Raw genomic sequence first — 12,613 nt, forward strand, 5'->3', positions numbered from 1 at the left:
AAAGTAAATTCCACTGTACAGTGGGAGAGTGGAATTTAAAATTTCATTTTAGGGAAGTATAGAAATCTGCTGACATGTTTGCTTCCCCGCCTCCTAATATGTTATACTAACCTCATATTAAATTCATTTATAATAACAGTGAAAATATTTATAGCCTAAAGGAGCAACATACAAATGAAGAAAAAATGGTCAGTTAAAAAGAAAATAGTAGTAACTCTGTTGTCTGTTATTGCGGCATTTTTGTTGGTGGTGATTGTGTATGTTCTATATGTATTTGGAACCTATCACAGAATTAAGGATAAGCAGCTTATTGAAATCAATTCTTTAAATGCCACGGAAGGAAGCAAGGTTAAGACAGGAGTGGAATATACAGCAGGTACTTATAATGTGGGATTTGGTGCATATACTCCGGATTACAGTTTCTTTATGGATGGAGGCAAGTATTCCAGATGCTTTAGCAGGCAGTCAGGTATAGATGCCATTAATGGAGCAGCAGATTATGCCAAAAGTGAAAATCCTGATTTTATGATTTTTGAGGAAGTTGACAGGGATTCCACCAGAAGTTATCACGTAAATCAGGAAAATCTTATTAATAAAAAGTTTCAGGGATATTTTCAGAATTTCGCAGTAAACTATGATTCTGCATATTTATTTTATCCTTTCAATGAACCTATTGGAAAATCATATTCTGGTATTAGTGTTTACTCAAAGTACGAGATAACCTCTGCCCTAAGAAGAAGCTTTCCTATTTCCACATCATTTTCTAAATTGTTGGATTTAGACAGATGTTACAGCGTAAGCAGAGTGCCGGTGGAAAACGGAAAGGAATTAATTATTTACGGCGTTCACATGTCTGCATATGGAAACAGTGATGAAATAAGAGAGGCTCAAACCTCCATGCTTTTTCAGGATATGAAGTCTGAAATGGATAAAGGAAATTATGTTATTTGTGGCGGTGATTTTAATCATGACTTAAAATTAGCAGAGGATGACAGCGTTGAATATGAAAGTTGGGCATATCCATTTCCAAGAAGCAAAATGCCGGAAGGTCTTTCATTTGCCATGGATCAGCTATCAAAGGAAAAGTACGACAGTCTGGCAGATTCTAACAGAAATGATGATACTGAATATATTCCGGGAAAAACTTTTACCTGTATATTAGATGGATTTATTATTTCGGATAATGTGGAAATGACGGATTATACAGTTAAGGATAACGGATTTTTATATTCAGACCATCAGCCGGTATTTATGAAATTTAAATTAAAATAAAGCAGGTGGAATAACAAAACAATTTTCTTATGGAAAGGCAGATTATATTATGAAATTTATATCATGGAATGTAAACGGGTTAAGAGCCTGTGTAGGGAAAAACTTTATGGAGGATTTTGAAAAGTTAGATGCAGACTTTTTCTGCCTTCAGGAAACTAAGTTGCAGAAAGGGCAGATTGACCTTCAGTTACCGGGATATTATCAGTATTGGAATTATGCAGTTAAAAAGGGATATTCAGGAACTGCAATATTAACAAAGCATGAACCGGTTTCTGTTTCTTATGGCATTAATATAGAAGAACATGATTTAGAAGGCAGAGTAATTACATTAGAATATCAGGATTTTTATCTGGTTACTGTTTATACTCCTAATTCTCAAAATGAGTTGGCAAGACTTGATTACAGAATGAAATGGGAAGATGATTTTAGAAAATATTTAAATAGTCTTGCAGAGAAAAAAGGGGTAATTGTATGTGGAGACATGAATGTGGCACACAATGAAATTGATTTGAAAAATCCAAAGACAAACAGGAAAAATGCCGGATTTACTGATGAAGAAAGAGAAAAAATGACTGAGTTGTTAGACAGTGGATTTGTGGACAGCTTCAGATATTTTTATCCCGATTTGGAGTCGGTGTACAGCTGGTGGTCATACAGATTTAAGGCAAGGGAAAAGAACGCAGGATGGCGTATAGATTATTTCCTTGTGTCTGAGGATTTAAAAGAACGAATGAAGGATGCCAAAATTCATACGGAAATAATGGGGTCAGACCACTGTCCTGTGGAACTGGATTTTGAGTAGATAAAACAATTTTTTTTCCCCATTTGGTGGAAATGATTCTATACTTTTGATATACTTAAGGGGTTAAAAAAATCTTTAAGGAGGAAGTAAATGGGGATTTTAAAAAAATGGTCAAAAAGATTTTTGACAGGATTGTTAGCATTTGTGTTGGTTATCGGCTCAATGACCATCACGCCAAAGACAGCTAAGGCAGCAATTTACGCTGATCGGGGAGCTTACGGAGTCGGTGAAGGAAAGAAGATTCCGGATCATATCTTTGCACCTTTTGTGGATATTGTATCTTATGTTTCAGATAAGAATTATTCTTCGGCGGGAACTCTTAGTCTGGAGAAGATGTACAAGGACACGGGGATTTTATATTATAACTTAGGTTTTATAATGACTACTGCAACAGGTGGCATTACAGATGGGGTTATTGACTGGTCATGGGGTGGCTATTCCACATTAAGCGAAAAAGCAACTGATACATGGCAGATTGACGGCATTAAAGAATCTATTAAGTATATCCGTTCAAAAGGTGGCGATGTTATCGTATCTATCGGAGGATTGAACGAGGGAAACTTTTTCCAGAAAACTCAGGATGAAGATATTTTATACAATTCATACATGGATGTAATACAGGGATACGGACTTACGAGGCTTGATTTGGATATTGAAGGCGGTGCTCAGGGCAAACAGATTAATATTGCTAATGCCAGAGCACTTAAGAGAGTTCAGGAAACCACAGGTATAGAAATTGTACTTACACTTCCGGTATTGCCTACAGGATTGACAGATTTAGGACTTGGAACTTTAGAGGCATATATAGAAAATGGTGTGGACGTTAAAATGGTAAACATTATGGCTATGTGCTATGGTAACGCAACTATTTTACCCGGGGAAACTTACGCAGGTGCATCAGTCCGTGCTATTGATAATACAGCAAGTCAGATTTTAAGTACATACAAAAATAATGGAAAGTCACTTAGTACTTCGCAAGCATATGAAAAGGTTGGAGTTACAGTTTCCATAGGAGAGGAAAGTGCAAGTTTCCCAATCTGGACTACTGATTATTCAAAGGTCGTAAATGATAAGGCAATAAAGGAAAATATTGGAATGACATCTTTTTGGTGCTTAAACCGTGATTGTCAGCAGTATGGCGCTAATAAGGGAATTACGGGAATGTATGAACATACCAATGTATTTAAAACCTTTATGGGGGATAATGCATACACAATTCCACCGGCAGGTTCAGATGGAGATTATGAATTAGATGGTGAGGTTATTAAGGAATGGAAGAAGGGTACAGCGTATTCCCAGGGTGATAAGGTTTTATATAATGGAAAAATATGGCAGGCATCATGGTGGACGCAGGGAGATACTCCGGGAGTTGCCACAGACAATGGTTCGGAGCCTTGGAAATATTTGCAGGATGCAACAGGAAGTGAAAAACCTACGGAACCGGAGACTACTCCGCCGGAAAGCACTAATGTTAAATTAGAAATTAATGGATGTCAGATAAGTACCACAAAGGAAGGATACAGGGTAATTTATTCTCTTGAAGATTCTGACAGTGAAGTGGAAAATTTTGGCCTTATATACGGATTATCAGTAAATGATTCGGATATGGTTATTGGAAGTACAAATAATGCCGTAGTAAATTATCAGGCAAGTGATGCCGGAAGAATGGACAATAATTATGGCAGTTATCCAATGGGACAAAGTTATGCCATGACTATGACTTTTATTAAAAATGCTTCGTTTTATAACAGTAATATAAGTGTCAGAGCATACGCAAAGTTAAAAAATGGTAATTATGTGTATGGCAATGTTAAGAAGATTAAAATATATGACATTGCAGATTATTTGTACCAAAATGCATTAATGAGCAATAATGCAGGTCATATATATTTGTATGATAATATATTAAAGGTTGTAAATGGAAGTTACAAAAAAATAGATTTTGATTTTAAAAATATTATTATAAAATATTAATGGTTAATTAGCATAAAATGAGGCTTTTGCTTTTGGGCATTATGCCTCTTTTTATTTTTGTGTATTTAATTTATTAAAAAAAATACAATACTCTGATACAATTATATCAATGAGATGAACGGGTTAAATTAAATATAGGAAGTGCAATATAGGATAAAACAAAATGAACGGAGGAAAGGATTATGCTTAGAAAATTCCTAATTACAATGACAGCATTTTTGATTGTCGTTTCAGGGGCGTTGTGTAATGGAAAAAGCGTATCTGCTAATGAACAAAGGAAGCCGGGAGACATTCGTACGATTTATGTCACTACCGATGGAACCACCATAACTAAAGAAAAAAAGGTTCCGGCGCAGATTACCGTGGTAGATAAAGAAGGTGGAGATTTGTATGAAGATAATGCAATTTATGACACAATAGAGTCTGATGGAACAATTAAGGTAAGAGGAAATTCAACAGCAGTGGCTGATAAAAAGCCATTTAATATTTCATTCTCAAAGGCTAAAGATGTGTTTGGAATGGGCAAGGCAAAGAAATGGAGTCTATTGGCAAATGCCTTTGATAAGTCTTTAATTAGAAATCGTCTTGCCATGGAATTTGCCACAAATTTAGGACTTAAGTACACAAGTAAAAGCACGTTTGTTGATTTATACATAAATGATGTTTATTACGGAAATTATCTGCTAATTGAATCTGTGGAAGTGGGGGAAAGCAGAGTAAACATTAATACTGAGGATTCAAATGATGTTCTTCTTGAAAAGGAATATGACAGAACAGAAGAGGGACAGACTTATCTTAGAACCATAAGATATGGAATAAGGTTTAATGTAGGTGACCCGGAAGGGCTTTCGGAAGATACGCAGCAGTATAAGCAGACCCTTACAGTGTTAAACAGATTTGAAACAGCATTGGAAAATGGTGATTTTGAGGAAATATCTAAGTTTGTGGATGTAAAATCATTTGCTAATTTTTATATTGTAAATGAATTGTTTAAAAATGTAGACTTTAATTACAGCTCCACAAGGTTTTACATAAAAGACGGTGTGTTGTATGCAGGACCATTATGGGATTTGGATTTGTCCGGCGGAAATGCCAATCCGGTGAATTATCCTACTTATTTTGAAAATGGTGACAGCAGTAAGGGATTATGGTGTCAGCAGTTTACATGGTTTAAAAAACTTATGGAAATGCCGGAGTTTTATAATATGGTGTCTGAACGTTACAGTCAGGTATCAGGACTTATTTCAAATATGATTTATGGAAATACCGGCAATTCAATTAATTGCATAACATCTACATATAAAAATTCTTTTGCAAGAAATTATCTTCCAAAGAAAAATGGTGGTGCAGGATGGAGTGTAACCAACAAAGACAGCGCTGATGGCATTAGTTACGCAGGTACTGCTAAGTGGAAGGATTATAATAGTGCAATTGAATATTTAAGACAATGGTTAATAGACAGAGATAAATATTTAAAATCCCAGTTTGCAGGTGGTAGAGATGCTACACCTAAAAAGAATATAACAGTAACTTACAATGAAAGTGCAGATGATATTGTTCTTGATGGAAATCCAAAAGGAAATCAGGCAATGATTGGGTCGTATTCATGGACAGATAAGGATTATCAGTGGTTGGGATTTGTTAACTTTAAGGGACTGGCAGACAGCTCTTATAAATATCTGGTAATAAGATATACCGGTGATATTTCTACATTCAGGTTGGAATTTAGAGGTAAGTCAGGCAGTGATGAGATTAAGTCAAAGCCATACTGGTTTAAAAATGTATATTATGATAATAATTTTGTATCAGCAGATGAAAAGGTATTATCTTTATATGATACAGATAAGTTGTTAATAATAGATTTGGAAAAATCAGGCTTAGATTTGGGCAAATATAATTTAGGTTTTCATATGCATATGGCAGCATCAGAATGTAGGAATGGTGAACTTACCATAAGTGATGCACGTCTGGTAAAATCTGTAGATATAAAGGTGACAGGTGGAGAAGAAACTACAAAAGAACCTCATACCACAAAGCCTGCATCTAAACCTACAGCTACTTCCGGAACATCAACAAAGGTTACAAGACCAAAAGCTACATCCATTAAATCTATTAAAAAAGCTAAGAAATCATTGAAAATAAGCTGGAAGAAGATTAAGGGAGTAAAAGGATATCAGATACAGTATTCTACCTCTAAGAAGTTTAAAAAGGCAAAGACAGTTTTAATCAAAAACTATAAAACAACTTCAAAGACCATAAAGAAGTTAAAACAAAAGAAAAAATATTATGTGAGAATAAGAACATATTATTGTGTAAAAGGAAAGAGAGTTTATTCATATTGGTGTAAGGTAAAAACCGGAAAAACAAGAAAATAGGTTTGTACGACTAATTTATAAACGGATTTCAGAATATATTCTAAAAATGCTCAAATAATAATACTTACCAACAAGTTATACATATGTAAAAAAATGGACATTTAAATTTTTTTTAATAAGTGATAATGTCGAAACGTGGAGGTAAGTAATATGGGAACAATGACACACAAAATTGACAGGTTGCTTAAGGAAGTTAATCCAAATGTATTAAAAACAACGGCACATTAGTAGACGAAAAATTGTGTAAACAAATGCAGGAAGTGGGTAATTTCTATCTTGCCATAAGTCTTGAAGGTTTTGAGGGAGTTAATGATTTAAGACGTGGTGAAGGCGTGTATGGCAAAGTTATGAAAGCAATGGACCTGGAATTTTTACTATGGATTTCCAAAATGATGGAGAGTTTGTTGGCGGATGTATTGCAGGAGGAAGGAATTATTTTCATATTAATGCCAATGGTGAAGGAAACAAGGGCTAAGTCAACAGACCTGCAATCACCGGAGACGGTAGAGCATTTGTGCGGAAAATGTAGTGAATATGCAAAAGAGTGGGCAGGAGTTGCCGACAAAATATGGAAAGAAACTGATTATAAAAAGCCTTCTTATGAGAATTATAAGAAATAAATTTGCCAATTTTCAAAAAAGTGCTATGATAGTATCTCGGAAGAAAACATAAAGGATGGTGTTAGAAAATGAACTTCCGAAGTAAAGAAATGTACATTCATAGCCTTATGTGCATAATTGGTGGATTTTTTGGGGCATATGCCATAGTTAATGGATTTGAAAATATGGGATCAGCCCAGACTACGAATATGATAGATATTGTGTGTACTCTTTTAGGAAAAAATTATTTTGATTTTTTCTTAAGAATTTTAGCTTTTGTGCTTTACATTACGGCAATCGCAATTTGCGTTTGCTTAGGAAAAATGACTAATGTTAATACAAGGAAATACGCAATTACCGTGGAAATTATAATTATGATTGCATTGGTTTTCATGCCAAAAAGTATCAATCCTCTGGTGGGACTTCTTCCTATATTTTTTATGATGTCAACCCAGTGGAGTGTTTTTCACGGCGTTGGAAAATATAATAGTGCAACAATTTTTTCAACTAATAACTTGAAACAGTGTGTAATCGGTTTTACTGAATATCTTTTAGACAAAAATCCGGAGCAGTTAGAAAAAGGCAAATTTTATGGCAATTCTCTTATATGGTTTCATGTGGGAGTTGCTATATCGTACTTTACATGTAAGGAGTTCGGATATATGGCAAGCCTTTTCGCAGTTCCTTTTTCAGTGGCAGCCTTTACTTTAGAGGTACTTCCGGAAAATATAAAAGACGAAGTAGAGGAAGAAATTGAAAAGGACATTACAGTATTGGGGGAAGTGAAGGCATAGAATATTATCTCTAACAAAGATGAAAAACAATATAGGTGAATAAAGACAATGGATGATTTTGGTAGATTAGTCATGAACTATATGGTAAACTTACAGTAAGTTTATTTACAGGAGGACTAATATGTACGAAAAATTATCTAAAAGAGCTTTAAAAAACATGTATATGGCAGCAGGTTTTGCTACGGTGGTATATCTTATTATTGCACTTGTAGTGGAACTTGCTATTTTTATACCTAATAATCTTACAATTGGAACAGTTATACTTGTTATAGTGACAATTTTGATGGTAATAAATTGTATAGTAAGTCCTGTTTTCAGATTTCACAGATACAGATATAAAATTGACGATGAGTGTATAGATATTGTTGAGGGATACATATTTGTGGAAAGAAATATTGTTCCTATTGAACGTCTTCACAAGTTGCAGATTCAAAGAGGACCTTTCGATAAAATCTGTAAAGTGGCAAAGATTGTGGTAACGACTGCCGGAGGAGATGTGGTTATCAGGTTTTTAGACGAGGAAAAGGCAGAAAATATAGCCGAAAATCTTAAAAGCAGGATAAACAAAATAGCAGTTTGCCAAAGAGAAGCGGATATACAAAAAAATGGTGACGTTTTAGACCATGAAACTCAAGGCATTAACGTAAAAAAATTGGATGATAAGTAGGTGGGACTATGGAAAATAAGAGATTTAGAAATCATTGGACCAGTGTTGTGGAACAATTTGGGGCAGCATTAATAGCACTGGTGGTTATTATTATGGGAAGTCCCGATGATATTATTGATATGATAGTGGATATATCCCGTGGAGGATTTTCAGTAGAAACCGTTTATGTTGTCTTTATTTTGCTGATTTTTATTGTGATTATAGCAATATTTGTGGCATGGCGTTTCAGGGTATGGTATAAAACATGGATTGTAATTGATAATGATACATTGTCAGTGGAGAGAAATACAATTATTTCACTAAAGAATACTATTGGGTTTAAAAATATATCCAATGTTAATATGGAACAAAATCTGTTTGAAATGTTAATAGGAACCTGCAAGGTTAAATTTGATACAGATAGCTTATCCACGGCTAACACCACGGATGTTAAAATAATTCTAAAGAAAAAAGAGGCTGAGGAATTAAGAAATTACATTATCAAACATATAAACCGGATAAAGGGTGATGGGGATGATGTGGTAGAGCAGGAAATTTTAAATAATGAAGATTATGATGTGGTTGCTAATAAAAGAAACATTATTATGAATGGACTATATTCAATAAGTATTTTAGGAATAATTATTTTTATAGCAAGTATTGGGAGTATAGTTAGTATTATCCCGAAATTTGTTACAGCAGGTTTTGATGGAGATGGTTTCAGAGTACTTATTGTAGCAATTACAGTGGCGTTTTCTCTGGCGTTAGGTACCGGTGCAGGTTTTGTTAAAAATTTCCTTAAGCTGTATGACTTTAAGCTTAAAAGAAAGAATAACAAGATATATATAAAATACGGATTGTTTAAAAAGGTTAATTTTGCCATTCCTGTCAACAGAATAAATGCCATTATTGTACATCAGACTTTTATTGCCAGATTGTTTAAGAAATATGCAGTGGAAATTGTAAATGTAGGTATGGGAGATGAAAAGCAGGAGCAGACATACTTTACTTTTTATGACACCTGGGAAAACACAGAAAAAATCATAAAAAGGCTTTTGCCGGAATTTTCCGAAAGCTTTTCCTGTGAAACAGAAAGACAACCAAAGTCAGTGTGGGTTATAAAGATGCTAAAAATTATTGTAAAATATATAATCTGCATAGTGACATTTTGTGGATGTAATATTGTTTTAGGTATTCCGTTGATAGTAGAAATAGGGGTATTGGCAGTGATTATGTTGTGGATTATTGTATGTAACATATTGTCATACAAAACAGAGGGAAGTTATATTGGCAATAGCCAGATAAAAGTAAAATCAGGAATTTTTGGCACAACTACAACTATAATAAAATTTGAAAAAATACAAATTGTTACTTTTAATCGGAATATTCTGGAAAATAAACTGGGGATAACCAAAGGCTTTATAAGAATACTGGCAGCAATTTCTAATGCAGGACATAAAATTCCATATATGAGTGCTGAAAAGACAGAATTAATTAAAGATAAATTGTGTATTTCTTCCTTTAAAGATTAATGGAGTACACTGTAAGTAATATAAGGCTGTTCTGTTAATGTTGAATTAAACATTGAAGGGATGGTCTTATTTAAAATACTTGAAAAATCCTCACAAAAGAAGTATTATTTGGTTAGGCGTAACAAACCTAAAAGCAGAAGGAAACATAATGAATCAACTTCATGGCTAAGGATGTTTCCGACGAAATGCCGCTGACCGAAGGGAGGGGGCAATACATATTATAGGAGGGTTTTATAATGGATATTTTAAAGAAGGTAGCTGTATTTGCAGCAGGAACATTATTTGGAACAGCAGGTATTAAGGTTCTCTCAAGCAGAGATGCAAAGAAAGTGTATGCCAATTGCACCGCAGCAGTTCTTAGAGCTAAGGATTGTGTAATGGACACAGTTACAACTGTTCAGGAAAATGCCGGCGACATTTATGCAGAAGCACAGCAGATTAACGAGGACAGAAAAGCAGAAGCAGAAGAATGCTTTGAAGATGAAAGCGTTGAAGACGAAAGTGGCGAAGAATAATGAAATTTGTTATTAAACATGAGATAAGGGGGAGACTCCGGGTACATTTTGTCTATAAGAATATGACGTTCAGACAGGCAGATATTTTACAGTATTATCTTATGGGAAGGGAAAATATAATCTCTTCACAGGTTTTTAATAGAACAAATGATGCGGTCATTTGTTATTCAGGTGATAGACAGGCTGTTTTGGATATGCTTAAGAGGTTTTCTTATGAAAAGGTAGATGTACCGGAACAGTATTTAGAAAATTCAGGTCGCCAGCTTAACGAGTATTATAAGGAAAAACTTATTAATAAAATTTTTATGCGTTATGCATGCCGTGTGGTTTTGCCTATGCCGGTTAAAATCGCTTTAACTTCTTATAGTGCTTTTAAGTATGTTCTTATAGGAATTAAGACATTGGCAAAGGGAAAATTGGAGGTTCCGGTTTTAGATGCCACGGCCATTAGCGTTTCCATGATTAGGGGCGATATTAATACTGCAGGTTCAATTATGTTTCTGTTAGGAGTAGGCGAACTCTTAGAAGAGTGGACACATAAGAAGTCTGTAGGTGATTTAGCACGTAGTATGTCACTTAATATCAACAAAGTATGGCTGAAAAAGGACGGTACAGAGATTATGGTGCCGGCTAAAGATATTAAAAAAGGAGACATAGTTGTTGCAAGAATGGGCGAAGTAGTTCCATTTGATGGCGAAGTGGCAGATGGCGAAGCCATGATTAATCAGGCATCTATGACCGGTGAAGCTGTTCCGGTTCGTAAAATAAAAGGAAATTATGTTTATGCAGGAACGGTGGTTGAAGAAGGAGAAATAGGTGTTATTGTAAAGGAAACCAGTGGCTCAGGTAAATTTGACAAAATTGTATATATGATAGAGGAGTCAGAGAAGCTTAAGTCATCAATGGAAGGAAAGGCAGAGCATTTGGCAGATAAGTTAGTTCCATATTCTTTGGGAGGAACGATTTTGACTTATCTTCTTACAAGAAATGCAACAAAAGCCATTTCCATTCTTATGGTCGATTATTCATGTGCTCTTAAGCTTGCCATGCCAATATCTGTTTTAGCAGCGATAAGACAGTCAAATGACTATAAAATAACCGTTAAAGGTGGAAAGTTTATGGAAAAGATGTCTGTGGCGGATACTATTGTGTTTGACAAAACAGGCACTTTAACAAAGGCGGAACCTACAGTTGTGGATGTAGTGGCATTTGAAGACAGGTCAAAGGATGATTTGTTAAGAATCGCAGCATGCTTAGAGGAACATTTTCCACATTCCATGGCCAATGCTGTTGTTAATGCGGCAAAAAGCAGAAATCTTACGCATGATGAATTTCACAGTAAGGTGGAATATATTGTAGCTCACGGAATAGCTACTACAATTAATGGAAAGCGTGCAATTATTGGCAGTTATCATTTTGTAATGGAAGATGAAAAGTGTGTTATTCCTGATGGAAAGGAAGAATTGTTCAAAAATCTTCCACCGGAGTATTCTCATTTATATCTTGCCATTGAAAACAAACTATCTGCAGTTATTCTTATTGAAGACCCGTTAAGGGAGGAGTCTGTTGAGACCATAAGGGAATTAAAGAAAAATGGTATCAGCAAGGTGGTTATGATGACCGGAGACAGTGACAGAACTGCGAAAGCAATAGCTGCGCAGGTAGGTGTTGATGAGTATTATTCAGAAGTTTTGCCGGAGGATAAGGCAAAGTTTATTGAAAGTGAAACCGAAAAGGGCAGATGTGTCATAATGATTGGGGATGGCATAAATGATTCACCGGCTTTATCAAAAGCAGATGTGGGTATTGCCATAAGCAACGGCGCACAGTTAGCAAGAGATATAGCTGATATAACTATAGATGGTGAAGATTTAAGCCAGATAGTTACTCTTATAAAAATAAGCAAAGGTCTTATGAAGAAGATACATAGGAATTATCGTTCAATTGTTGGTATAAATACTGCACTGATAATTCTTGGGGCCTGCGGTCTGATACAACCGGCAACGTCAGCATTGCTGCATAATTCATCAACTCTGGCAATAGGCTTAAGCAGCATGAAGGATATAGAAATATAAAAGTGGATGTGTATATAGATTAAACATTA

At 35.0% G+C, this 12,613-nt stretch carries 9 protein-coding genes and 1 pseudogene; all 10 read left to right on the top strand.

The annotated features are described in order from the left end of the window. Positions 1–174 precede the first annotated feature (174 nt). The 10 genes and pseudogenes from DWW68_RS02135 to DWW68_RS02180 all read left to right on the top strand — a co-directional run bounded on the left by DWW68_RS02135 (position 175) and on the right by DWW68_RS02180 (position 12,584). Positions 175–1,272 (top strand): endonuclease/exonuclease/phosphatase family protein, encoded by a 1,098-nt coding sequence (locus tag DWW68_RS02135; RefSeq protein ID WP_118588718.1) that lies wholly within the window; start codon positions 175–177, stop codon positions 1,270–1,272. Positions 1,273–1,321: 49 nt separating this feature from the next. Beyond that, positions 1,322–2,074: an exodeoxyribonuclease III gene (xth, locus tag DWW68_RS02140; RefSeq protein WP_118588719.1), complete on the top strand. Its 753-nt coding sequence runs from the start codon at positions 1,322–1,324 to the stop codon at positions 2,072–2,074. Positions 2,075–2,164: 90 nt separating this feature from the next. Next, entirely contained in the window at positions 2,165–4,048 is a 1,884-nt protein-coding gene (locus DWW68_RS02145) for a carbohydrate-binding protein (RefSeq protein WP_186840037.1), read from the top strand. A 182-nt stretch (positions 4,049–4,230) separates the two neighbouring features. After that, positions 4,231–6,423, top strand: coding sequence for a CotH kinase family protein (locus DWW68_RS02150; RefSeq protein WP_118588720.1), 2,193 nt, complete (start codon positions 4,231–4,233; stop codon positions 6,421–6,423). A gap of 215 nt (positions 6,424–6,638) precedes the next feature. Then, positions 6,639–7,043, top strand: a pseudogene (locus DWW68_RS02155) (hypothetical protein); the annotation flags it as partial. Positions 7,044–7,111: 68 nt separating this feature from the next. Further along, positions 7,112–7,816, top strand: a complete 705-nt coding sequence (locus DWW68_RS02160) for a YoaK family protein (protein WP_118588721.1) — start codon at positions 7,112–7,114, stop codon at positions 7,814–7,816. A gap of 121 nt (positions 7,817–7,937) precedes the next feature. Further along, positions 7,938–8,483, top strand: a complete 546-nt coding sequence (locus DWW68_RS02165; protein ID WP_118588722.1) for a PH domain-containing protein — start codon at positions 7,938–7,940, stop codon at positions 8,481–8,483. An 8-nt stretch (positions 8,484–8,491) separates the two neighbouring features. Then, the gene (locus DWW68_RS02170; RefSeq protein ID WP_118588723.1) at positions 8,492–9,994 is read left to right on the top strand and encodes a PH domain-containing protein; all 1,503 of its coding nucleotides are present in this window, start codon (positions 8,492–8,494) and stop codon (positions 9,992–9,994) included. A 236-nt stretch (positions 9,995–10,230) separates the two neighbouring features. After that, positions 10,231–10,509 (top strand): DUF6110 family protein, encoded by a 279-nt coding sequence (locus DWW68_RS02175; protein WP_118588724.1) that lies wholly within the window; start codon positions 10,231–10,233, stop codon positions 10,507–10,509. Next, complete coding sequence (locus DWW68_RS02180; protein WP_118588725.1) at positions 10,509–12,584, top strand: heavy metal translocating P-type ATPase; 2,076 nt, start codon at positions 10,509–10,511, stop codon at positions 12,582–12,584. The genes DWW68_RS02175 and DWW68_RS02180 overlap by 1 nt, the downstream gene beginning before the upstream one ends. Positions 12,585–12,613: the final 29 nt, after the last annotated feature.

This window comes from Eubacterium sp. AF16-48 (assembly GCF_003479405.1).
GTDB lineage: Bacteria > Bacillota > Clostridia > Lachnospirales > Lachnospiraceae > Eubacterium_G > Eubacterium_G segne.